This window comes from Pseudomonas sp. W15Feb34, from assembly GCF_023127765.1.
Lineage (GTDB): Bacteria > Pseudomonadota > Gammaproteobacteria > Pseudomonadales > Pseudomonadaceae > Aquipseudomonas > Aquipseudomonas synxantha_A.
Genome location: NZ_SPKN01000003.1, coordinates 191,789 through 214,935, shown reverse-complemented (window position 1 = coordinate 214,935; position 23,147 = coordinate 191,789). Strand labels below are relative to the sequence as shown.

Annotated in this window: 18 protein-coding genes; 13 read left to right on the top strand and 5 right to left on the bottom strand. The window is 60.7% G+C overall.

Going from position 1 to position 23,147, the window contains the following annotated elements:
- Positions 1-41 precede the first annotated feature (41 nt).
- The 3 genes from E4O97_RS01705 to E4O97_RS01695 all read right to left on the bottom strand — a co-directional run bounded on the left by E4O97_RS01705 (position 42) and on the right by E4O97_RS01695 (position 3,008).
- Entirely contained in the window at positions 42-1,124 is a 1,083-nt protein-coding gene (locus E4O97_RS01705; protein ID WP_248160783.1) for a 5-(carboxyamino)imidazole ribonucleotide synthase, read from the bottom strand.
- An 11-nt stretch (positions 1,125-1,135) separates the two neighbouring features.
- A complete protein-coding gene (gene purE / locus E4O97_RS01700; RefSeq protein WP_003195648.1) occupies positions 1,136-1,627 on the bottom strand; it encodes a 5-(carboxyamino)imidazole ribonucleotide mutase in 492 nt (163 codons plus the stop codon).
- Between the two features lie 472 nt (positions 1,628-2,099).
- Positions 2,100-3,008 carry a LysR substrate-binding domain-containing protein gene (locus tag E4O97_RS01695; RefSeq protein ID WP_032881175.1) on the bottom strand — a complete coding sequence of 303 codons (909 nt, stop codon included), beginning with the start codon at positions 3,006-3,008 and terminating at the stop codon, positions 2,100-2,102.
- Between the two features lie 183 nt (positions 3,009-3,191).
- Here E4O97_RS01695 and aspA point away from each other — a divergent pair, with 183 nt between their 5' ends.
- The 7 genes from aspA (at position 3,192) to E4O97_RS01660 (ending at position 15,564) form a co-directional block, all read left to right on the top strand.
- Positions 3,192-4,616 carry an aspartate ammonia-lyase gene (gene aspA, locus E4O97_RS01690; RefSeq protein ID WP_003195657.1) on the top strand — a complete coding sequence of 475 codons (1,425 nt, stop codon included), beginning with the start codon at positions 3,192-3,194 and terminating at the stop codon, positions 4,614-4,616.
- Positions 4,617-5,008: 392 nt separating this feature from the next.
- Positions 5,009-6,454, top strand: a complete 1,446-nt coding sequence (locus E4O97_RS01685) for an alanine/glycine:cation symporter family protein (RefSeq protein WP_005792545.1) — start codon at positions 5,009-5,011, stop codon at positions 6,452-6,454.
- A gap of 76 nt (positions 6,455-6,530) precedes the next feature.
- Positions 6,531-7,508 carry an asparaginase gene (locus E4O97_RS01680; RefSeq protein ID WP_078822659.1) on the top strand — a complete coding sequence of 326 codons (978 nt, stop codon included), beginning with the start codon at positions 6,531-6,533 and terminating at the stop codon, positions 7,506-7,508.
- Positions 7,509-7,557: 49 nt separating this feature from the next.
- Positions 7,558-8,550, top strand: coding sequence for an AraC family transcriptional regulator (locus tag E4O97_RS01675; RefSeq protein WP_248160782.1), 993 nt, complete (start codon positions 7,558-7,560; stop codon positions 8,548-8,550).
- Between the two features lie 132 nt (positions 8,551-8,682).
- Positions 8,683-9,717 (top strand): histone deacetylase family protein, encoded by a 1,035-nt coding sequence (locus E4O97_RS01670; RefSeq protein WP_216090496.1) that lies wholly within the window; start codon positions 8,683-8,685, stop codon positions 9,715-9,717.
- Entirely contained in the window at positions 9,714-10,805 is a 1,092-nt protein-coding gene (locus tag E4O97_RS01665; protein WP_148853780.1) for a polyamine ABC transporter substrate-binding protein, read from the top strand. The genes E4O97_RS01670 and E4O97_RS01665 overlap by 4 nt, the downstream gene beginning before the upstream one ends.
- Positions 10,806-10,956: 151 nt before the next feature.
- Positions 10,957-15,564, top strand: coding sequence for a DUF6543 domain-containing protein (locus E4O97_RS01660; protein WP_248160781.1), 4,608 nt, complete (start codon positions 10,957-10,959; stop codon positions 15,562-15,564).
- 19 nt (positions 15,565-15,583) lie between these two features.
- On the opposite strand, the gene E4O97_RS01655 is transcribed toward E4O97_RS01660, so the two are convergent.
- On the bottom strand, positions 15,584-17,122 hold the full coding sequence (locus tag E4O97_RS01655; protein ID WP_248133130.1) for a PLP-dependent aminotransferase family protein: 1,539 nt from the start codon (positions 17,120-17,122) through the stop codon (positions 15,584-15,586).
- Positions 17,123-17,210: 88 nt separating this feature from the next.
- Here E4O97_RS01655 and E4O97_RS01650 point away from each other — a divergent pair, with 88 nt between their 5' ends.
- Genes E4O97_RS01650 through E4O97_RS01640 form a run of 3 tightly spaced genes read left to right on the top strand, consistent with a single transcriptional unit; the run spans position 17,211 to position 18,974 of the window.
- On the top strand, positions 17,211-17,849 hold the full coding sequence (locus E4O97_RS01650; protein WP_248133129.1) for an FMN-binding negative transcriptional regulator: 639 nt from the start codon (positions 17,211-17,213) through the stop codon (positions 17,847-17,849).
- Positions 17,846-18,292 (top strand): GNAT family N-acetyltransferase, encoded by a 447-nt coding sequence (locus tag E4O97_RS01645; protein ID WP_248160780.1) that lies wholly within the window; start codon positions 17,846-17,848, stop codon positions 18,290-18,292. Before E4O97_RS01650 ends, E4O97_RS01645 begins: the two co-directional genes overlap by 4 nt.
- 10 nt (positions 18,293-18,302) lie before the next feature.
- The gene (locus E4O97_RS01640; protein WP_078822665.1) at positions 18,303-18,974 is read left to right on the top strand and encodes a GNAT family protein; all 672 of its coding nucleotides are present in this window, start codon (positions 18,303-18,305) and stop codon (positions 18,972-18,974) included.
- 43 nt (positions 18,975-19,017) lie between these two features.
- Here the strand turns inward: E4O97_RS01640 and E4O97_RS01635 are convergent, their stop codons facing one another.
- Positions 19,018-19,920 (bottom strand): homocysteine S-methyltransferase family protein, encoded by a 903-nt coding sequence (locus E4O97_RS01635; protein ID WP_248160779.1) that lies wholly within the window; start codon positions 19,918-19,920, stop codon positions 19,018-19,020.
- Between the two features lie 114 nt (positions 19,921-20,034).
- On the opposite strand from E4O97_RS01635, the gene E4O97_RS01630 reads away from it, so the two are divergent.
- The 3 genes from E4O97_RS01630 to E4O97_RS01620 all read left to right on the top strand — a co-directional run bounded on the left by E4O97_RS01630 (position 20,035) and on the right by E4O97_RS01620 (position 23,083).
- Positions 20,035-20,856: an ABC transporter substrate-binding protein gene (locus tag E4O97_RS01630; RefSeq protein WP_248133128.1), complete on the top strand. Its 822-nt coding sequence runs from the start codon at positions 20,035-20,037 to the stop codon at positions 20,854-20,856.
- A complete protein-coding gene (locus E4O97_RS01625; protein WP_032878659.1) occupies positions 20,853-21,623 on the top strand; it encodes an amino acid ABC transporter permease in 771 nt (256 codons plus the stop codon). The genes E4O97_RS01630 and E4O97_RS01625 overlap by 4 nt, the downstream gene beginning before the upstream one ends.
- A gap of 164 nt (positions 21,624-21,787) precedes the next feature.
- Entirely contained in the window at positions 21,788-23,083 is a 1,296-nt protein-coding gene (locus tag E4O97_RS01620; RefSeq protein ID WP_032878658.1) for an autotransporter outer membrane beta-barrel domain-containing protein, read from the top strand.
- Positions 23,084-23,147 lie beyond the last annotated feature (64 nt).

The window sequence follows — 23,147 nt, the reverse complement described above, 5'->3', positions numbered from 1 at the left end:
GAGACGACGGTGACCAATGGTTCCCGCCGACTCCCGGCTTATTACTCGGCGATCAGCGCTTCGACCTTGAGGATCTGCGCCTGCAGCGTTGCGCGATCCTCGCAGCGCAGGTTTGCATGCCCGACCTTGCGCCCGGCCTTGAACGCCTTGCCGTAGTGATGCAGGTGGCAGTCATCGATGGCAATCACCCGCTCAACCGGCGGGACTACGCCGATGAAGTTGAGCATGGCGCTCTCGCCGACCTTGGCCGTGGAGCCCAACGGCAAGCCCGCCACCGCCCGCAGGTGGTTTTCGAACTGGCTGCACTCGGCGCCTTCGGTGGTCCAGTGCCCGGAGTTGTGAACACGCGGGGCGATTTCGTTGGCCTTGAGGCCGCCGTCGACTTCAAAGAACTCGAACGCCATCACGCCGACGTAATCCAGTTGCTTGAGCACGCGGCTGGAATAATCTTCGGCCAGGGCCTGCAGTGGGTGGTCGGTGCTGGCCACGGACAGCTTGAGGATGCCGCTGTCGTGGGTGTTGTGCACCAGCGGGTAAAAGCGCGTCTCACCATCACGGGCACGCACGGCGATCAGCGATACTTCACCGGTGAATGGCACAAAGCCTTCCAGCAGGCAGCCGACGCTGCCCAGCTCAGCGAAGGTGCCAACCACATCGGCGGCGGTACGCAGCACTTTCTGGCCCTTGCCGTCGTAACCCAGGGTGCGGGTTTTCAACACGGCCGGCAGGCCGATGCTGGCGACAGCGGCGTCCAGGTCTGCCTGGGACTGGATGTCGGCGAAGGCCGGGGTGGGGATGCCCAAGTCCTTGAACATACTCTTCTCGAACCAGCGGTCCCGGGCGATGCGCAAGGCTTCAGCGCTCGGGTACACCGGTACGAACTGCGACAGGAAGGCCACGGTTTCGGCCGGGACGCTTTCAAACTCGAACGTCACCAGGTCGACTTCGTCGGCCAGTTGGCGCAGGTGATCCGGGTCGCTGTAGTCAGCGCGCAGGTGTTCACCCAGGGCGGCGGCGCAGGCATCTGGCGCCGGGTCCAGGAAAGCGAAGTTCATCCCCAGCGGAGTGCCCGCCAGGGCCAGCATGCGACCGAGTTGGCCACCACCGATTACACCGATTTTCATCGTCAACAACCTCAGGCGATGCGTGGGTCTGGATTGTCCAGCACACTGTCTGTCTGCTCAGCACGGAATTTTTTCAGCACCGCGTGGAACTGCGGGTGCTTGGCGCCCAGGATGCTGGCCGACAGCAATGCAGCGTTGATCGCGCCGGCCTTGCCGATCGCCAGGGTCGCTACCGGGATACCGGCCGGCATCTGCACGATGGACAACAGCGAATCCACGCCCGAGAGCATCGACGACTGCACCGGCACGCCAAGCACCGGCAGGTGCGTCTTGGCCGCACACATACCTGGCAAGTGCGCCGCGCCGCCGGCACCGGCGATGATCACCTCGATGCCACGGGATTCTGCTTCATCGGCATACTGGAACAGCAAATCCGGGGTGCGGTGGGCGGAGACCACCTTCACTTCATACGGAATGCCGAGTTTTTCCAGCATATCGGCGGTGTGGCTAAGGGTGGACCAATCGGACTTGGAGCCCATGATCACGCCAACCAATGCACTCATCGTCGTGCCTCTTCTCTCTGGGCGCCCGCAGGCGCGTCAAAAAACAACAAGCCACGCAGGAGACCGGCGTGGCTTGTTGTACGAATTAGTTTCGGGCCAGAACTGCCTGCGCTCAATCAGGCTGCGTTAAAAACAAACTCGGAATGCTCATTGGCTAAAGCCAACTCCGCTTCCTCGCTTGTTTTTGCCTTGCCTGATCTTCGCTCGGCGAGTTCTGACCTCGAAACGCGGCCGGTTGAACCGGCCGAAGGCCGCGCAGTATACCGTAATAATCCAGATAAACAGCCCCTGGAATGACCATCTGTCTAGCCGCTCAAACCGGCGGTTTTATTGACTCTTGAGTCAGTCCCCTACACCGCAAAACCTTGTGGGAGGGGGCTTGCTCCCGATAGCGGTGTTTCAGTGGCCTAATCAGCACCTGACACACCGCTATCGGGAGCAAGCCCCCTCCCACATTGGATCTGTGTCAGGCTCAGGTACTTTGCGCCGCGCCTCCTTCCAGTTTGCGCCACAGCAACCGCACATTCGCCTTGCGCACCAACGCACAGCGATACAAGCGAATCTCCAGGGGCACGTGCCATTGCGGCCCGCCGCACACCACCAGTTCGCCGCGAGCCAGTTCGGCACGCACGCTCAGTTGAGGCACCCAGGCGATGCCCAAGCCTTCAAGAGCCATGCTCTTGAGGCTGTCAGCCATGGCGGTTTCGTAAATGGTGGTGAACCGCAGGGCCCGCTGGCGCAGCAGCAAATTCACCGAGCGGCCGAGGAACGCCCCGGCACTGTAGGCCAGCAACGGCACACTGCCCTCGCTTTCCAGGTCGAACAGCGGCTTGCCATCGGCATCGGCGGCGCACACCGGGAGCATTTCGGTGTTGCCCAGGTGCAGCGATGGGAATATCTCGGCGTCCATCTGCATGGCGGCATCCGGGTCGTAGAACGCCAGCATCAGGTCGCAACCGCCTTCGCGCAGGGCGTGCACAGCGTCGCCGACGTTAGTGGCAACCAATCGCGTGGCGATGTTCAGCCCCTCGTTGCGCAGCTGTGCGATCCAACGTGGAAAGAACCCCAGTGCCAGCGAGTGTGCGGCCGCCACCTGCATGACTTCACCCTGCCCGCCTTCCAGATGATGCAAATGCCGCAGTACTTCGCCGAGCTGTTCGACCACGGTGCGCGCCGTCACCAGGAACAACTGCCCCGCCGCTGTCAGCTCCACGGGCGTGCGCGAGCGGTTGACCAGCGTCAGGCCCAACGCGGCTTCAAGGCTGCGAATACGGCGACTGAACGCCGGCTGGGTCACAAAGCGCCGTTCCGCCGCCTGGGAAAAGCTGCGCGTCGCCGCCAGGGCGCTGAAGTCTTCCAGCCATTTGCTTTCAAGGTTCATCATTGCCTCCCACGCCGAATGCACCATTTTGGCACACACGCCCGCCATCATGGCTGGGTCACATCCACATTATGCCGTTTGTGCATAGCCCAGTGTTTAACAGCATTGGCCCAAAAACTTCTACAAGCCTAGCATTCGCAGCGTTCCGGCCAGTTCCGGGTCCATATCGAGATGATTTCCGTCATGTCCTCTGCTGCATCTTTCCGTACAGAAAAAGACCTGCTTGGCGTACTCGAAGTACCTGCTCAAGCGTATTACGGCATCCAGACCCTGCGAGCGGTGAACAACTTCCGCCTCTCGGGCGTTCCGATTTCGCATTACCCGAAATTGGTGGTCGGCCTGGCAATGGTCAAGCAAGCAGCGGCTGACGCCAACCGCGAGTTGGGCCAGCTCAGCGAAGCCAAGCACGCTGCCATCAGCGAAGCCTGTGCCCGCCTGATCCGCGGCGATTTCCACGAAGAGTTCGTGGTGGACATGATTCAAGGCGGCGCTGGCACTTCAACCAACATGAATGCCAACGAAGTCATCGCCAACATCGCGCTGGAGGCCATGGGCCATCAGAAAGGCGAATACCAGTACCTGCACCCCAACAACGACGTGAACATGGCGCAGTCGACCAACGACGCCTACCCGACCGCGATCCGCTTGGGTCTGCTGCTGGGCCATGACGCGCTGCTGGCCAGCCTCGACAGCCTGATCCAGGCGTTCGCCGCCAAAGGCGCCGAGTTCAGCCATGTGCTGAAAATGGGCCGTACCCAATTGCAAGACGCCGTGCCGATGACCCTCGGTCAGGAATTCCGCGCCTTCGCCACCACCCTGGGTGAAGACCTGGCGCGCTTGAAGACCCTGGCGCCGGAGCTGCTCACCGAAGTGAACCTGGGCGGCACCGCCATCGGCACCGGCATCAACGCCGACCCACGCTACCAGGCCCTGGCCGTACAACGCCTGGCCACCATCAGCGGTCAGCCGCTGGTACCGGCGGCCGACCTGATCGAAGCCACCTCCGACATGGGCGCCTTCGTGCTGTTCTCCGGCATGCTCAAGCGTACCGCGGTGAAGCTGTCGAAGATCTGCAACGACTTGCGCCTGCTGTCCAGCGGCCCACGCACCGGCATCAATGAGATCAACCTGCCGGCGCGCCAGCCAGGCAGCTCGATCATGCCCGGCAAGGTCAACCCGGTGATTCCGGAAGCCGTTAACCAGGTGGCATTCCAGGTCATCGGCAACGACCTGGCCCTGACCATGGCGGCCGAAGGCGGCCAATTGCAACTGAACGTGATGGAGCCGCTGATCGCCTTCAAGATCTTCGACTCGATCCGCCTGCTGCAACGCGCCATGGACATGCTGCGCGAGCATTGCATCGTCGGCATCACCGCCAACGAAGCACGCTGCCGCGAACTGGTGGAGCACTCCATCGGCCTGGTCACCGCGCTGAACCCCTACATCGGCTATGAAAACGCCACCCGCATCGCGCGTATCGCTCTTGAAAGCGGCCGCGGCGTGCTGGAACTGGTGCGTGAAGAAGGCTTGCTCGACGACGCCATGCTCGACGACATCCTGCGCCCGGAAAACATGATCGCTCCACGCTTGGTCCCGCTGAAGGCCTAAGCGTTTGTTGCACCGCTCACCAGGCTGAGGGACTAGACACCTCTCACCTTTTGAGGGCCTGAAGGCTCGTTCTTCAGGCCCTTTTTTTTGCCTCAAGGTTGTGAAATGAAGCCCATAAAAACTCCAATATCGCCCTGCAAACCCACCTTGCTTGCCACCGCGTGGCTGAAACCTTTAATCAGCCCGTGCAGACGGATCAGTCTCGCCTAGGTATAGTGCCGCCCCTCTCGCGTCTGCGGCCATCGGTAACGAGGCCCGGGTACCACGCGAAACCGCATGAATAACAACACCCGCAAAAGGATGGGGATCGAAGCGTCGTGCACTGCCTGGTGCCGAGCGATGCGTCGGACCGTCCTGCGTTTGCCATCAGAAAAATCAGCGAGGAACACTCCATGCTCGAAGTCATCAACGACTTCCTCTCAGGGAAAGTACTGATCGTGCTCATAGTCGGGCTCGGCGGTTATTTCACGATCCGCTCGCGTTTCGTTCAATTGCGTCACTTTTTCCACATGTTCTCGGTGTTTAAAGACAGCCTCAAGAGCAGCGCCGGTCAACTCAGCTCGTTCCAGGCGCTGATGCTCAGCCTGGCCGGCCGCGTGGGTGCCGGTAACATCGCGGGTGTCGGTATTGCTGTGACCCTGGGTGGTCCGGGGGCGGTGTTCTGGATGTGGGTCACCGCGCTGGTGGGCATGTCTTCGAGCTTTATCGAGTGCTCCCTCGGCCAGTTGTACAAGCGCACCGACGCTGAAGGCACCTACCGTGGTGGCCCGGCCTATTACATCCAGCACGGCCTGCAGAAGCGTTGGCTGGGGATGGTCATGGCGTTCCTGCTGCTGGTGACCTTCGGTTTTGCCTTCAACGGCCTGCAAGCCCACGCCGTGACCCACTCGCTCAATAACGCCTTTGGCCTCGACACCACTTACACCGGCCTCGCGCTGGCGGTGTTGTTGGGCCTGGTGTTCATCGGCGGGATCAAGCGTATTGCGTCGATTGCCGACCTGCTGGTACCGGTCAAGACCCTGGTGTACATCGCCGTGACCCTGTACGTGATCGTGCTGCAATTCGACCACGTACCGGCCATGCTCGCGACCATCGTCAAGAGCGCGTTCGGCCTCGACCAAGCCTTCGGTGGCCTGGTGGGCAGCGCGATCATCATGGGTGTAAAGCGCGGCGTGTTCGCCAACGAAGCAGGTCTGGGCAGTGCGCCTAACGTAGCCGCGGTGGCTTCGGTAGAGCATCCGATCGCCCAGGGCGTGGTGCAAGCGTTCAGCGTGTTCCTCGACACCTTCGTGATCTGCACCTGTACTGCGTTGCTGATCCTGCTGTCGGGTTTCTACACCCCAGGCTTTGAAGGCGACGGCATTGCCCTGACCCAGAACTCCCTGGCGGCGGTGGTCGGTGACTGGGGCCGCATGTTCATCTCGGTGGCCCTGGCGTTGTTCGTGTTCACCTCGATCATGTACAACTACTACTTGGGCGAGAGCAACCTGCGCTTTCTGGTCGGCAATAACCGCAAGGTGCTGATGGGCTATCGCGCACTGGTGCTGGTGCTGATTTTCTGGGGTTCGATCGAGAACCTGAGCACCGTGTTCGCCTTCGCCGACATCACCATGACCATGCTCGCGTTCGTCAACCTGTTCGCCCTGGCATTCCTGTTCAAGATCGCCATGCGCATCCTCAACGACTACGACAACCAGCGTGCAGCGGGCATCAAGACCCCGGTGTTCGACTCCAGCCAGTTCCCTGACCTGGACCTGGACCGCAAGGCCTGGCCGGCCAATCCGGTGAAGCCTGAAGCAGCACCCTCGGCTGAACTGAGCGCTCAAGCGCAACGTTGATCACCGCTAGATGACACGCCGCCCGGCCTTGGGCATGCTCTGGGCCCGGCGGCGTTTTTCGTTCAGGAGATTTCTCATGCAACCAGCTAACAACGTGATGGTGCTCTACACCGGCGGCACCATCGGTATGCAGGCCAGCGCCAATGGCCTTGCGCCCGCTTCAGGTTTTGAGGCGCGTATGCGCGAACAGCTTGCCGACGCGCCAGTGCCCACGTGGCGGTTCCGGGAAATGTCGCCACTGATCGACAGCGCCAACATGACCCCCGCCTACTGGCAGCGCCTGCGTACCGCCGTGGTTGAAGCCGTGGACGACGGCTGCGACGCGGTGCTGATCCTGCACGGCACTGACACCCTGGCGTACAGCGCGGCGGCCATGAGTTTCCAATTGCTGGGCTTGCCCGCACCGGTGGTGTTCACCGGCTCGATGTTGCCGGCCGGCGTGCCGGACAGTGATGCCTGGGAAAATGTCAGTGGTGCTTTGGCGGCATTGGGCGAAGGCCTGGCAGCGGGTGTACACCTGTACTTCCACGGCGCGCTGATGGCGCCGACCCGTTGCGCGAAAATTCGCAGTTTCGGGCGCAATCCGTTTGCGACCTTGCAACGCCAGGGTGGCATTGCCCGCGCCGAGTCCCTGCCGGCCGCGCTGGATTACCGTCAGCCCAAAGCCTTGGCGAATGTCGCCGTACTGCCGTTGGTGCCGGGTATTGATGCCGCGCAACTGGACGCTGTAATTGGCAGCGGCATTCAGGCGTTGGTACTGGAGTGCTTCGGAAGCGGCACCGGGCCAAGTGACAACCCAGCCTTCCTGGCCAGCCTTCAACGTGCGCAGGACCAGGATGTGGTGGTGGTTGCTATCACCCAATGCCATGAAGGCGGTGTAGAACTGGACGTCTACGAGGCCGGCAGCCGCCTGCGCGATGTGGGCGTACTGTCCGGTGGCGGCATGACCCGCGAGGCAGCGTTCGGCAAGCTCAACGCCCTGCTCGGTGCCGGGCTGGAGACCAGCGAAATCCGTCGCCTGGTGGAATTGGACCTGTGCGGCGAACTGAGCTGACCGGCATGTAACTTGCTCCACTTCCAGCCTCTCCTGGCTGGAAGTTCCCATGCTGCACTCCCACCTCACCACCCTCAATGCCGTGTCCTTGGTACTCAGTACCTTCGAAGCCGAAGGCTTGTCCCACGAAGCGTTGCTGGCCGGCAGCGGCATCTGCGCGGCGGACTTGAGCCGCGCCGACACGCGCATCGCCACGCACCAGGAGATGCAAGTGTGCGCCAATGCCGTGGCCCGTCAGCGCGATATCGGCTTGATCGTTGGCCGGCGTATGCATGTTTCTTCCTACGGCATACTGGGCTATGCCCTGCTCACCAGTGCCACTTTCGGTGACGCTTTGCATCTGGCCCTGCGGTATCCGGCGCTGTTGGGAACACTCTTCGAACTGAGCCTGGAGGAAGACGGCGAACGTATCTGGTTCACGGCCGGCGACTACCGCGAAAACCCGGCCCTGACCGCCTTCAATGTCGAGTTGTGTCTGGGATCACTGAAGGTCATCTGTGACGACCTGCTCGGCCATCCCCTGCCCTTGCTGGGCGCTCGTTTTGAGCACGACGCGCCGGATTATCAGGCGCGCTACGCCGAGAGCTTCGACTGCCCGCTACAGTTTCAGGCTATTGCCAACGCGTTCGCCTTTGATAAACGCTGGCTTGCCCAACCGTTGCCCCTGGCCGACACGGTCACCCACCAGGCCATGGTCGAACGTTGCCGCAAACAAAACACCGAATTCACCGGGCGCGAGGCCTGGCTGGGGCGAATCCGCCAGTTGCTGGCCGCACAACTGCACGCCGCCCCTGGGCTCGATGGCCTGGCGCAGCAGATGAACTGTTCGGCGCGCACCCTGCGCCGGCACCTGCATGACCTGGGCTGCAGCTATCAGGAACTGCTCGATGAGTTGCGCTTTGAACGCGCCAAACAGTTGTTGGCTGACAACCTGTGGCCGATCCACCGAATTGCCGAGACGCTGGGGTTCAGCGAAACGGCGAGTTTCAGACATGCCTTCGTGCGCTGGAGCGGCGTAACGCCGAGCCAATTTCGTGCATGACGCGCCAATGAGGGGCGAATTGCGGACACACACTTTGGCCATATTGATCCCCTTTTGGCCGCTCCTGACGTTCTCATAAACCGCGCCCACCGCAAGACTGCATACACCGATACAGCCTGCGGAGAACAACAAATGCTGACGATCTACTCGGACGATCACCACCTGCACCACGGCCGTTGTGAACTGATGGACGGGCAACTGATGCCCTGCTTTGAAATGCCCTCGCGTGCCGACCACGTGCTGCAACGGGTCAAGACGCGGGAACTGGGCCCCGTGCAGGCCCCGCAGGATTTTGGCCTGGCGCCGCTGCAACGCGTCCATAGCCGCGACTATCTGGATTTCTTCAAAGGCGCCTGGCAACGCTGGACCGAATACGGCCAGGACGGCGACCTGCTGCCCTACACCTGGCCCGCCCGCACGTTGCGCCGCGTGATTCCCACCAGCCTGCACGGCCAGTTGGGCTATTACAGTTTCGACGGTGGCGCGCCGATTACCGCCGGCACCTGGCAAGCGGCCTACAGCGCCGCGCAAGTCGCCCTCACAGCCCAGGCCGCCATCGCGCAAGGCGCCCACAGTGCCTTCGCGCTGTGCCGCCCGCCTGGGCATCACGCCGCCAGCGATTTGATGGGCGGTTATTGCTACCTCAACAACGCAGCCATCGCGGCCCAGGCGTTCCTTGATCAGGGCTGCAAAAAGGTCGCGATCCTCGACGTGGATTACCACCACGGCAACGGCACACAGTCGATTTTTTATGCGCGCAGCGACGTGCTGTTCACCTCGATCCACGGCCATCCGGAGGCAGAGTTTCCGTTCTTCCTCGGGTATGCAGATGAGCAGGGAGAAGGCATCGGAGAAGGTTTCAACTTCAATTACCCGCTATCCGCAGGTTCAGGCTGGGAGGCTTGGAGCGCAGCGCTTGAACAAGCCTGCACAGAGATCGAGCGCTACGCCGCCGACATCATCGTGGTGTCCCTGGGCGTGGACACCTTCAAGGACGACCCTATCTCGCAGTTCAAGCTCGACAGCCCGGACTACCTGGCCATGGGCGCGCGCATTGCCCGCCTGGGCAAGCCCACGCTGTTCGTGATGGAAGGCGGCTACGCGGTGGAGGAAATCGGCATCAACGCCGTCAACGTGCTGGAAGGTTTCGAGGAAGCAGCCCAATGAACATACTCAAGTCGCTCGCCCTGTGCGCCGTGGTTGTCAGTGGCGCAGCCCAGGCCGAAGAAAAAACCCTGAAGGTCTACAACTGGTTCGACTACATCACGCCCAAGGCGCTGGAAGACTTCAAGGCACAGAACCCGTCGATCAAGCTGGTGTATGACATCTTCGACACCAACGAAGCCCTGGAAGCCAAGTTGCTCACCGGCAACTCCGGCTATGACGTGGTGGTGCCGTCCAATGTGTTCCTGGCCAAGCAGATCGAAGCCGGTGTGTTCCAGCCCCTGGATCGAAGCCAGTTGCCCAACTGGAAGCACCTGGACCCCAAGCTGATGAAGCTGATCGAAGCCAACGACCCCGGCAATCAATACGCCGTGCCCTACATGTACGGCACCATCCTGATCGGCTTCAACCCAGCCAAGGTCAAGGCGGCCCTGGGCGACAACGCCCCCGTGGACAGCTGGGACCTGATCTTCAAGGAGGAAAACCTCAGCAAGCTCAAGCAATGCGGCGTCGCACTGCTGGACTCGCCCTCGGAAATACTGCCCCTGGCGTTACAACACCTTGGCCTGGACCCCAACAGCGGCAATCCCAAGGACTACGACAAGGCCGAAGCACTAATGATGAAGATCCGCCCGTACATCACTTACTTTCACTCCTCCAAGTACATGGCCGACATCGCCAACGGGGATATTTGCGTGGCGGTGGGCTATTCCGGCAGTTTTTCCCAAGCCGCCAACCGTGCCAAAGACGCCAAGAATGGCGTGACCGTGGACATGCGCCTGCCCAAGGAAGGCGCGCCGATCTGGTTCGACATGCTCGCCATTCCCAAAGGCGCCAAAAACCCGAACGACGCCTACACCTTCATCAACTACCTGCTGCAACCCACAGTGATCGCACCCATCAGTGACTTCGTCGGGTACCCCAATCCAAACAGGGACGCTACCGAGAGGGTCGACCCGACCATTCGCCACAACCCCAACCTGTATCCGACCGACACCGCCATGGCCACGCTCTACACCCTCATCCCCCTGGACAGCAAAGCCGAACGCGCCAGGACAAGGGCCTGGACCAGGATCAAATCCGGCACCTGAAGCACCTTGGTTTGACGTGTACCTTCGAATGCGCTTGTGAAGGTGGCCTATCTAAGCACCGCCTCTCTGTGTGGCCGCGCCCTAGCATGGAAATTTCTAGCCTTGACCTCAGGGCTGGTTCCACCAAACGGCCAGACAGGGAAGCCTCACCATGAACGCCCCCGCTTCAACTACCACGCCCTCGAACACATCGCGTCCGGATGCACGCATAGCGCTGCTCACCCAATTCTCTACAGGTCCTTCGTTCAGGGAGACTGCAACCCTGCTGCTGCGCGAGGCGCTCCAGGAGCAGTACCCGACGCTGGATATCGACCCGGACACCGTCATGCTCGCAACGCCCACCTGGAACCTGGATGACGACCGGGTCAGCGCCGGCCCCACCGAGTACCAGGCCCTGAGTGACATCCTTGCCAGGCAGGCAGTGCTGGCGGTGCCGATCCTGTACCTTCAGGGCGAGCACTTTCTCACGCAGCAACCGATCATCGAGCCGGCGGTACACCTGCCCGTGCGCGTGACTGAAATCGCCAAGACCATCAACCAACTTGCGCCTTCGATGCTGCGGGCCTACCAGCAACAAACGATCAACTATTGGAATCAAACCAACGGCAGCGGCCCACATTGGCACGAGCTGTCGAACCTGCTGCGCACGGTGTGGGATGTCGAGGCCGCCGATGACTGGACCGCCACCGAGTGTGCCATGGCTCGCGCCCTGTTCACTCACCCCGACAAAGCCGACAGAAAGGGCAACGACCTCTACAAGCTCAGGGCTTGCCTGGTTGATATCGACCGAGTCGACGATGAAGGGCAGGTCAAGCACGTCAATGATGTGATCATCGCGGTATTGATCGGCGAACACGAAGGCAAAACCACAGTCCTCACGCATTCGCTGCTCAAGGGTTATGAAAAGTTTCCTTCGCTGGAGCACCTGGGCCAATCCTTGCCCGCGCACCTGTCGGGCTCTGTCACGGACCCGCAAATCCAATGGCGTCTGTTTGAACCGGACGGCAACTTCTTTGATCACCAAGCCTGTGCCTTGGTGTCATTGCAGATCGATACCATCGCTGAAATCGACTTCTCCGACCTGCGCAAAACCAACAACGTCGATATGGCACTGGGCACGCCACCTGCTGCTGCCCCGCCGCCTGCGCAAAGCAGCCCGGATCTGGCCTGGTACCGCGAGCAGATGCCCGACTGGCTGACAAACGCTTCACCCAGCGACTCGAATTTCTATGCTCGGCACCTCAAAGACCTCGCCGCGCTGCATAACCAGAATGCCGGTCGGTCGTTCCTGGACGACGTCCCTACTATCGAGGCGTACGCGTTGAAGGTCATCAAGGCAAAGGTGATCAAGGACCACCCGGATAGCACTAACCTGCCCTTGGAGAAGATCTTCCTGCAAATAGAGAGCCCGGTCGTGTGGGGCGCTTTCGTCGTCCCGGGCCAGGTTGAGAGCAACACGTTCAGCCTGGTTGAACTGGCCCTGCAAAACCTGATTGCAGTGCCCGTCGGTAACAAAGTGGTCAAGACCAGCAATGGCTCCAACTTGCCTGAGTGGATGACCCCTGCCTATTTTGAATCGCTGGCCACCGATGCCGATATTGGCCGTACCTACCCTGCGCTGATCAAGGAAAAGCTGCTGGATGACACTCGGGAATCTGCACGCCGCAATACGCTATATAGCCAACACCTGCGTATCCAACTGCCGATGCAAGCCTTGCAAGCCAAGATCCGCCAGGAAGGCAGCATTGACGAGCGGGGCTACCGTTATGTGACCGCGGTGATGCAAGAACAGGCCACTGACAGCAAAGTGGACGGGCAAACCATCGTACTCAGGCCCTTGGCCTTCGTGCCCACCCGGCGCACGGACACCTCTGTGGACACGGTCGCCAACATGTACGTGATAGGCCCCGAAGACCCGGCGGCCGGGCCATGCCTCTTGTACCGGCCGCTGTTCACGCCAGCCCTGATGCAGTTCCCGTCGCCGGCCAACCTCATCTATACGATCGCGCAATCGAGCAGCTTGTGCGAGTCGGTCTTGGCCTGGCTGCCGGATGCGGTCCGCAGCGACTATACCAACTATGTATTTCCCGGCTCGCTGCCTTCACCTTGGGCGGTCGCCGATTACCTGGCGGAGCCCGACAAGCTATGGACCATGAGCGGGCCAATGACCCTGGGCACCGAAGTACTCAACGGTGATCGATTCACCACAATGTTCAAGGCCAATGCCCAGGCCCTGATAGAACTGGCCAACCGCCAATCGGTGTCCAACGCCGAAAGCCGTTGGGCGACCTTTAAACACGCCGGCTGGGTGATCTTCAATGGGGTGCTGCCGTTTCTGGGGCGCACCATCGGCACGGGCGCCTGGATCTGGCAGGTGGTCGATCAACTGCAAACCTTTGTGCAAGCGCATGACCACGACGAAAAACAAGCCGAGTGGTCGGCACTCACCGATGTCCTGTTGAACCTCGGCATGGCGATCACGTTGCACGCCGCCAGCCGCAGCCACCGTACCGGCTACCCACGCAAGACCACGCCAAAGCTGACCAAAGCGACCAGCACAAAGCAGGTCACGATCAAACAAGAGGTGACCCTGACCAAGGAGTTGCCGGCCACACATTTACCGCACCTGCACACCAGCGGCGCAATCAAGCGCATACCCAGCGAACTCGCAACCGTGCTCGACAGCTTCAAGGTCAGCAAACCGCAAGGCCTCGGCGCGGCGCAAACCGCAAAAAACCAGTACCAGCATCTCTTTCATCAGGCACAAAAATACTACGCCCCTGTGGGGGAACGCTGGTTTGAGGTCAGTGCCGGTGAAGATGAAGCGGTATTCATCATCGACCCGAAGCAGCCCGGTCGAACAGGACCTGCGTTGATTCACAACGCTCAGGGCCAATGGTTCATCGACACTCGTCTGCGCCTGCGCGGCGCCGGTTCCAAGCAGCTGCAGGAACAGTCAAAATCCAAAGCTGAGATCAACGCGATAGAAGCCCAAAGACGCCTGACGCTATTTGAACAAAACAAACCCACTGCGCAATTGGAGTTGCAGCAGGCCCATCTGGCGATGTCGGACACCGCGTCATCCACTTCATCCGAGGTCAGACGCCAAACCTACCTGCAAAAACTCAAAAGCCAGAGCAGCGACTACGAAAAGGCACTGCAACAGCTCAAGATATTAAACGTGTTCTCGCCCAGCGCGGACTATCAGCAACACGCACTCCGCTACGTGAAGGCCCAACTGGAGCTGGCCCGGACCGGTATCACCGAAGCGCAAGTTGCCTTCACACCTAAACTCAAAACCGTGCTGGACCAGGTCGAACATCAAATCAGCCATCCCCAGGAACGTCATATCGACGATGCCCGCATCATGAGCGAATTGAGCCAGGACATGATCCAGCGCCTGAACTACAGCCAATCGCGGCTTACCGAACTCAAAGCGCTGGGTGAGCTGGGATTCGAGCAAATTCGCAACTACCGGAGTCAATTGCCAAGCTACACCGCCCGCGACCTCAGGGCCTTGCAAGTGTCTTTGGCGCGCAACTTATGCCTGGACGGCGACAGCATCGCCACAGCCTCGTCAGCCTGGAGTGCCATTGACACCATCGTCGACACCGCCAACCTGTCGATTCAGGCCTTGCATGAAACGTCGATGGAGCGTAGCCAGGCGCGCTTGGATGAACGCATCGAAACCCTTGGCAGCCTGGTCGAACAGTTCAAGATCATCGACGAACGCCTGCAGGATTTCCCCGACGAGTTTCCTGACGCAGCGCTGCCTGCACGTATCACGACCCTGCGCGAAAAAATCCGCGATTTCTACCGCGAAACCCTGGGTAGCCTGGAACTGCTGCACGCGGATCGGGACACGCTCAGAAGCCGCCCGACACCGCCTTCAACACCGCCAAGAGCAAAGAAAAAAATCATTCACACGCGCTACAACGGGGTATTGGTGGGAGTACCACGACTGACAGAGGCCGGCGATGAAACCGGCATGGTGGATGTCATCTCTCCTCTCAACCAGCAGATCATGGCGACCTTTCACGAAAAAACCCCAGGTGTGTGGGTGCAGCACGTCAATCCCGTCGAGACCACCACTACCACCACTACTCTGGACGTCGCCACCAGTATCAGCCAGGCCCAGGAGCTTCTGGACGGGTTGGGGGCCTTCAAGCAGCGCACTGGCCAACAGGCGATCAAACCGGAGCGCAGCGCTACTGGCATTGAATGGCTGTACCACCAACATGCGTTAAAACTGGAACAGGCCTCTGCAAACATTGAGCAGGCTCTGACCCAAAGCAACTCCACCGAGAGCAACGGGGGCTCTGCGGCTCTGGTCAACAAACAACTGAGCGAAGCGGCGCAGGCACTCTATCAAGAGGCGGCTCGCCAGAAACTGCAAATGATCAAGAAACGCCCACCCACCATCAGTAGCGTGGAATGGCTTAAGCAAAACAACGAGATCGTAATCAAGAGAACCGTCAAGCGCCGCCGGCTCAAAGGGCCTGTCAAGGTCTACCTGGATGAGTACACCCTGAGTAACCGCAGTGATAAAACTGTGCTGTGGTATGCACACTTCCATTATTCGGCCGAATGGGTGCCCGCCAGGGCTTTTCTCAGGGGCCGCTTGAAAACCCCGCAAGAGCACACCCGGGGAGTAGATGCCGACAGTCTTGACGGCCTCAACGAACAGCAAAAAACCGCGTTCTACCTCAGCGAAATAAACCGGGACCAGGCCCAGCGGTTGTTTTTCAAGGTGAAGTAACCTCAGTGCCGGATCGTATTCAAGCCAGCCACGCCCGACGCAAGCGGGCCAGCGCCTGTGCGATGGCCGCCTCAGGCACGGCAGCGAACCCCAGCACCAGTCCGGCACGCTGGTCCGGTGGTGGGCCGGTATCTGCCAGCCAGTAGCCGCTCAAGCCGTTGATCTCGACATCTACCGCGCGGGCTTGGGCAAGCAGCGCTTGCTCACGGGCCAGGCTGTCCACGCGCACCGTCAGGTGTAAGCCTGCCGCAACGCTGGGCAAGGCCCCGACACCTGGCAATTCGCTGGGCCAGCCGACCAACAAAGCGTTGCGGCGGTTCAGGGCCGCACGGCGCATACGCCGAATATGGCGCTGGAAATGCCCCGCCGCCATGAATTCGGCCATTACGGCCTGAGTGCTGACTTCGGAATGACGCATGTCCACGGCGCGGCGCTGAGCAAAGGCCTCTACCAGACCTGGCGGCAATACCAGGTAACCCAGGCGCAAAGCCGGGAATGCCACCTTGCCGAATGTGCCGACATAAAGCACGCGCCCACTACGGTCCAGCGCCGCCAAGGGCGACAAGGGGGCTCCGGTGTAACGGTACTCACCGTCATAGTCGTCTTCGACGATCCAACCGCCAGTACGCTCGGCCCAGGCCAGCAATTGCAGGCGTCGCGCCAGGCTCATCACCACGCCCAACGGGTACTGATGGGACGGCGTGACATAGGTCACCCGGCAATCCTTCAGGCGGTTCAAGACCTCGCAGTCAATACCATCGCCATTCACCGGCACACCCTTCAATCGTCCACCTGCCAACGCAAAGGCATGGCCTGCCGCGCGATAACCCGGGTTTTCCACCGCCACGCAATCCCCAGGCTCCACCAGCAACTGTGCACAAAGGCTGATTGCCTGTTGCGCGCCACTGGTGATCACTATTTGCTCAGTCGTGCACTGCAGACCTCGCGCAGTGCGCAGGTAAGCGGCGATCAGGCCACGTAGACGCTCGTCACCGGCCGGGTCGCCGTAGCATAACTGCGCCAGGTCCGGCTTGCGCCAGAACGCCCCATTAAGCTTGGCCCACACCTCAAAAGGAAATAGATCGAAGGCCGGTACCCCCACCCGAAAAGCCCGTGGCGGACCGCAAGGAGGCTGGACCAAATGGTTATGTCTGACCCTGTCCAGGCCACCACTGTGGATAACTTCGCTGGCCTGAGTGTGCGCATTATCCAGACGATTTGTGGATAAGGCTGTGGGTAAGCCTGTTGAAAACCCTGTGGATAGTTTTGTGGATAGTTTTTTTGCTGTGGGCAGCTGTGAGACGTAGGTGCCGTCTCCCACCCGGCTTTCAATAAACCCCTCGGCATACAACTGATCGTATGCGCGTACCACGCTGTTGCGCGAGATCGACAACGCCGCCGCCATATCACGGGTGGCAGGCAAGCGCGTGCCACTGACCAGCCGCCCATCCAGCACGCGCTGGCGCAGGGCGTCGTACAGCTGGCGTGTCAGGCCCTGGCGGCGATCCAACTCGATGCCAGCAGGGTCGAACGACATCGAGGGGATGACGGGCGGCATATTGGACCTATGAAATGAGGGCTAGATGGCTCTTACAACGAGCCATTAGCCTGCCTAGGATGCAGGTATTCGCCAAGGAAAATTTTCCATGTACACACCTCGCGCCTTCGCCCTTGATGATTTGCCCCAAATCCAGCAACTGATCCAGCACACGCGCCTTGCGCAGTTGGTGACCGTGGGTGAAAACGGCCTGCAGGCCAGCCACCTGCCGTTACTGCTCAATCCCGACGAAGGACCCAACGGTACGCTTTATGGGCATCTGGCCAAGGCCAATCCGCAGTGGCGCGACCTGCAAAACGGCAGTGAAGCACTGGTCATCTTTGCTGGCGCCGAGGCGTATGTCAGCCCGGCGTTTTACCCCTCCAAGGCCGAGCACGGCAAAGTGGTGCCCACCTGGAATTACCTCGCCGTGCACGCCTACGGCAAGGCCGACGTGTTCAACGACGGCGAGCGATTACTCAAGGTCGTCGGCGCCCTCACTGATCACCACGAACGCGGCCGCGCCCAACCTTGGGCCGTCGGCGACGCGCCGGCCGACTACATCGACGCCATGCTCAAGGCCATCGTTGGCTTTGCCCTGCCTATCGACCGCCTGGTCGGCAAACGCAAGCTCAGCCAGAACCGCAGCGCAGCCGATATGGCCGGCGTACGTGAAGCCCTGGCCGGCAGCGCTGATCTGCGCGACCAGAATCTCGCCCGTTTCATTCCCCAAGGAGTTGCAGAATGACCCCGATCGACATCCGCCAAGTCACCGCCGCGGACCACGCCGCCTGGCTACCGTTGTGGCTGGCCTACTTGAAGTTCTACAACACCGAACTGCCGGACACCGTCAGCCAAAGCACCTGGCAACGCCTGATAGACGCCCGCGAGCCGACCCACTCGGCGTTGGCTTGGCAGGACGGGAAGGCGGTGGGCATGGTTAACTTCATCTATCACCGCTCCAATTGGAGCATCGAGAACTCGTGCTACCTGCAGGATCTTTTAGTGGACCCATCCCAACGCGGCACCGGCGTAGGCCGTAAGCTGATCGAGTTCGTCTACGCCACCGCCAAGGCCGATGGCTGCTGCAAAGTGCACTGGTTGACCCACGAGACCAACGCCACCGCGATCCAACTCTACGAACGCATCGCCGAACGCCCTGGTTTCATCCAATTTCGCCAAGGTCTTTAAGGAGCCCAGCATGTCCACTTCCCTCGCCGACTGGAAAGGCGTCCCGTCCCCCACGGTTCAACTGCTTGAAGGGCGCTTTATCCGCCTGGAAAAACTCGATCCGGCGCGCCACGGCGATCAACTGTGGCAAGCCCTACAAGGGCCCGGTGCTGACCCGAAGCTATGGGACTATTTGCCCTACGGCCCGTTTCCCGAGCGCGGCGCCTTTGATACCTGGCTGAACAACCATGCGGCCCATAGCGACCCGTATTTTTTCAGCGTGATCGACCGCGCGACCGGTCAGGTCCAGGGCATCCTCAGCCTGATGTCCATCGTCCCAGCCCAAGGCCGCGTTGAAATCGGCCACGTCACCTTCGGCGCGCCGATGCAGCGCTCGCCAAAAAGTACCGAAGCGGTTTACCTGCTGGCCAAGTACGCGTTCGAACAGGGCTACCGCCGCCTGGAGTGGAAGTGCAACAACAGCAATGCGCGCTCCAGGTATGCGGCCGAGCGATTGGGGTTCAGTTTTGAGGGGGTGTTCCGCCAGCATATGGTGGTCAAGGGGCAGAACCGGGATACGGCGTGGTATTCGATCCTGGATTCGGAATGGCCCAAAGTGGGTGCGGGGTTTGAGGCCTGGTTGTCTGAGGCGAACCAGAGTGGTTCGGGCCAGCTGAGAACGCTGGCCGACTGCCGAATCTAGATCTCACTCGCACCGCCCCTCCCACACTTTAATCTGCGGTGGATCAGTTGGTCAGGCGCTGCGCCAGCACCGCAATATGCTCCGGCCCGATGCCACAGCACCCACCCAAATGGCTGGCGCCACGCGCCTGCCAATTCGCAGCCCAATGCAGGTAACCCGGCGGGTCGAGGTCGTCGCGCAACGGGTCCAGGCCATCGTTGGCCGTGGCTTCCTTGGGTTGCGGCGGGAAGGCGTTGGCGTAGGCACCGATCTGAATCGCTACGCCCAATCGCTCGAAGGTCTCCCGCGCGGCATCGATCGCCGCGCCGATCACTTCCGGCTGGCTGCAGTTGAACAACAACACCTGCACACCCAACTGCGCCGCCGCCTCGGCCGCTTCCGCTACCGGTTCGCCGGAGCGCAGGCGCGGTACGTCGTCGGTGTCTTCGTCTTTCAAGGTGAACGACAGCCAGAACGGTTTACCGTCCTGCGGCAGGCCGGCATGAATCGCTCGCGCTTCAACGATTGAGCTCTGGGTTTCCGCCAGCCACAGGTCGACGTGAGGCGCCAGGCCCAGCACCAGCGGTGTCAGCAACTCGCTGACCCGCTCCGGCAGGAACAAGTCGGGCCGGTACGAGCCAAACAGCGGCGGCAAGGAGCCAGCGACACGCACCGCCTTGCCGGACGCCTGCACCGCCCGTCGCGCCAACTCACCGGCCAATGCGGCCAGCGCCTGGCCTTCGGCGGCAAAGCGCGCCTCACCAATATGAAAGGGCACCACCGCGTAGCTGTTGCTGGTAATCACGTCGGCACCGCTGTCGATATAGGCCGCGTGTACCGCCTCCACCGCCTGCGGCGCTTCGCTCAAGGCCAATGCCGACCACTCCGGCTGGCGGAACGGCGCGCCACGGCGTTGCAGTTCACGGCCCATGCCACCATCGAGAATTACTGTGCGTGCTGCGCCCATATGCTTTTTACTCATATGCTTATGAAAATAACTCACTATGAGAGTCGTTCTTATAACTATTTAATGCGTACCGTTCGGTTAATAACAACCTCTTTTTTATTCAGGTGTTCGATTTTGAAATTCAGACCGCTGTTGGCCCTGGGCCTGACGATGTTGGCTGCTTCCACCCAAGCCTTTGGCGGTGCCACGCTGGATCGTGTCGAGCAGAAGAAGGAACTGGTCGGCGTGCTGATGGAAAGCTACCCGCCGTTTTCATTCCTCAACGAGCAGAACCAGCTCGACGGTTTCGATGTGGATGTGGCCAAGGCCGTGGCGCAAAAGCTTGGCGTGAAGCTGCGCCTGGAAACGCCTTCATGGGACGTCATTGCCGCTGGCCGCTGGAGCGGGCGCTATGACATTTGCATCTGCTCCATGACCCCGAGTAAGGCACGCGCCGAGGTGTTCGACTTCCCGGTTGAGTATTACGCCTCGCCCGCGGTGATCGTGGTCAACGCCAAGGATGATCGCATCCACGAAGCCAAGGACCTGAGCGGCAAGAAAGTCGGGCTCACCAGTGCCTCCAGCTACGAGAGTTACCTGAACAAGAACCTGGTCATCGAAGGCGCCGAAGACACGCAGCTGCAGTACCCGTTCGAAGAGGTGCAGATCGCCCCGTACGATACCGACAATGTGGCGTTCCAGGACCTGGGCCTGGGCGCCGGCGTGCGTCTGGACGCAATCCTCACCAACCTGGTTACCGCGCAGCCGCGCCTGACCCAGGACAAGCGCTTCAAGCTGGCCGGCGCACCGCTGTATTCGGAGCCCAACTCGGTAGCCATCGAGAAAGGCGACGCGCAGTGGGACAGCAAAGTGCGTGAGGTCTTCGCCCAGCTTAAACAGGACGGCACCTTGAGCAAGCTGTCGCAAAAATGGATCGGCGCCGACATCAGCCAATGAGTTTTCGCATACGGCTTTACCTGACCTGGGCGGCGCTGTTCGCCCTGTTTGCCAGTTTCTTCCTGAGCTTTGACCTGAAGTTCTCGATCATTCTCGACAAGCTGCCCAACCTGGTCGGCCTGCACCTGGCGCCCAACGGTTTTCTGCAAGGTGCGGCGCTGACGCTATTCCTGTGCCTGTGCGCCATGCTTGCGTCATCGGTGCTGGGCTTTATCACCGCGCTGGGGCGCCTGTCGAAAAGCGCGGTGGCGTTTGGCATTGCCAGTTTCTACGCCTCGTTCTTTCGTGGCACGCCGCTGCTGATCCAGATCCTGCTGATTTACCTGGGCCTGCCGCAACTGGGCCTGGTGCCGGGCGCCATCGTCGCCGGGATCATCGCGTTGTCGCTGAACTATGGTGCCTACCTGAGCGAGATTTTCCGCGCCGGCATCCTCGGCGTGCCCCATGGTCAACGCGAGGCCGCGCTGGCCTTGGGTATGCGTGACAGGGAAATTTTCTGGCACGTCACCCTGCCCCAGGCCATGCGCACCATCATCCCCCCGGCCACCAACCAATTCATCTCGATGCTCAAGGACTCGTCGCTGGTCTCGGTGATGGGGGTATGGGAAGTGATGTTCCTGGCACAGTCCTATGGCCGCTCCAGCTACCGCTACATCGAGATGCTCACCACGGCGGCAATCATTTATTGGGTACTGTCACTGGGACTGGAGCTGATCCAGGCGCGCATGGAGCGGCATTTCGGCAAGGGGTATATGCACCGCAGTTAAAGCGCAGCACCCGTTGTATAGCGCCTTGGTCGGCCAAACGCAGATGGGCTTTTTATCGCACCTGACTAAAGACAACTCCCGCAAACCAGCGGTCAATGGCCTGACAGTTATCCGCCTGTGCCCCCGCTACATTCCCGGCCTCATTCATCAGAGGTCGGTAATTCATGCCCTTTACACCGCAAAGAATCGCAGCATTTATCAGTCTTGTAATTGCCCTCAGTGTGCAACCTGCGCACGCACGAGGCGATATTGAATACAGGCCTCACCAACCCTATGATTCGCTCGACGCTGAGGGGGCCTTCAAACCTGAAGTCGATACGCCGCCAATCCCTGGGCCCTACCCCGGCTACTTCATTGGCCAAGCCTCCACCTACAATGGCGTGCAAGTGGCCAAGGTGCTGGAGCCCGCACTGCTTGAACTGCTCAAGTCCGGCGAATTGACCTCGGAGAAGCTCAAGGAGCTGCAAAAGGTAAATGACGCACTCGCCGCACAGCCCGGCGGCATCGGCGCAGCCCTGGAGCAATTGGCCGGTAGCCAAAACGCGAACCTGCTCAGCGCCACGCACGCCGTCACCAGCCACATCAGCAGCCAATTGCTCTCGTCCCTGCGCAACCTGCCCGACGATGACAACGGTCGTTTCTGGGTACAAGGGGTGAGTAACGGCGGCCACCTCGACCAACGAAGCGGCAGCGCCGGACTGAAGCACGATAGCAAGGGTCTGATGCTGGGCGCCGACTGGGCAGTGGATAACGCCTGGCGTGTGGGTGTTATGGGGGCAAAATCCGCCAGTGACCTAAAGGCGCAACGCTTCTCTACCGAACTGGACAGCTTGCACCTGGGCGCATACGCGGTGCGTCAGGACGGCCCGCTGGCCCTGCGCCTGGGGGCGATTTACAGCAGCCATGCCGGGACCAACCGGCGCGACGTCAACCTGCTCGTTTACAAGGACTCGCTCAAGTCTCGTTACGATGCTCAAAGCCAAACGCTGTTCTCTGAGCTGGGCTATCAATTGGGCAGCCAGGACCTCCACATCGAGCCTTTCGCTGGCCTCGGCTACCAGCGTCATCACCGCGACAGTTTCAAGGAAAGTGGCGGCCTGACCGCGCTGAACGTCGGCGCGCAGACCCAGCAGAACCTTAACAGCACCGTTGGCCTGCGCTTGGCGACGGTTTACAGGTTCGATGATCAGGTCAGCCTCACGCCTCACCTCAGCGCCGGCTGGAAACACCTCTACGGCGCGGTTGACAGCCAGGTGCACCAAACCTATCGCAATGCGCCCGTTGCGCTTGATGGCTTCACCATTACCGGCACGTCCCTGGACCGCAATAGCCTCGACGTAAACTTGGGCGTTGATCTTGCGTTATCCAAGCAACACACCCTGGGCCTGGCCTACAGCGGCCAAGCTGGCACCCATAGCCGCAACCAGGGTTTGAAGGGGCAATGGACGATGAGCTTTTAACCGAGCATCGTCAGACGACATCCCGACAGCGAGCCTTCTTACAATCATCTGCTCTGCCAGCCGA

Coding starts and splice junctions, on each gene's coding strand:
- E4O97_RS01665 (WP_148853780.1), top strand. CDS start 9,714: ATGAACATACTCAAGTCGCTCGCCCTGTGCGCCGTGGTTGTCAGTGGC.
- purE (WP_003195648.1), bottom strand. CDS start 1,627: ATGAGTGCATTGGTTGGCGTGATCATGGGCTCCAAGTCCGATTGGTCC.
- E4O97_RS01660 (WP_248160781.1), top strand. CDS start 10,957: ATGAACGCCCCCGCTTCAACTACCACGCCCTCGAACACATCGCGTCCG.
- E4O97_RS01640 (WP_078822665.1), top strand. CDS start 18,303: ATGTCCACTTCCCTCGCCGACTGGAAAGGCGTCCCGTCCCCCACGGTT.
- E4O97_RS01650 (WP_248133129.1), top strand. CDS start 17,211: ATGTACACACCTCGCGCCTTCGCCCTTGATGATTTGCCCCAAATCCAG.
- E4O97_RS01680 (WP_078822659.1), top strand. CDS start 6,531: ATGCAACCAGCTAACAACGTGATGGTGCTCTACACCGGCGGCACCATC.
- E4O97_RS01705 (WP_248160783.1), bottom strand. CDS start 1,124: ATGAAAATCGGTGTAATCGGTGGTGGCCAACTCGGTCGCATGCTGGCC.
- E4O97_RS01625 (WP_032878659.1), top strand. CDS start 20,853: ATGAGTTTTCGCATACGGCTTTACCTGACCTGGGCGGCGCTGTTCGCC.
- aspA (WP_003195657.1), top strand. CDS start 3,192: ATGTCCTCTGCTGCATCTTTCCGTACAGAAAAAGACCTGCTTGGCGTA.
- E4O97_RS01645 (WP_248160780.1), top strand. CDS start 17,846: ATGACCCCGATCGACATCCGCCAAGTCACCGCCGCGGACCACGCCGCC.
- E4O97_RS01635 (WP_248160779.1), bottom strand. CDS start 19,920: ATGGGCGCAGCACGCACAGTAATTCTCGATGGTGGCATGGGCCGTGAA.
- E4O97_RS01675 (WP_248160782.1), top strand. CDS start 7,558: ATGCTGCACTCCCACCTCACCACCCTCAATGCCGTGTCCTTGGTACTC.
- E4O97_RS01670 (WP_216090496.1), top strand. CDS start 8,683: ATGCTGACGATCTACTCGGACGATCACCACCTGCACCACGGCCGTTGT.
- E4O97_RS01695 (WP_032881175.1), bottom strand. CDS start 3,008: ATGAACCTTGAAAGCAAATGGCTGGAAGACTTCAGCGCCCTGGCGGCG.
- E4O97_RS01655 (WP_248133130.1), bottom strand. CDS start 17,122: ATGCCGCCCGTCATCCCCTCGATGTCGTTCGACCCTGCTGGCATCGAG.
- E4O97_RS01685 (WP_005792545.1), top strand. CDS start 5,009: ATGCTCGAAGTCATCAACGACTTCCTCTCAGGGAAAGTACTGATCGTG.
- E4O97_RS01620 (WP_032878658.1), top strand. CDS start 21,788: ATGCCCTTTACACCGCAAAGAATCGCAGCATTTATCAGTCTTGTAATT.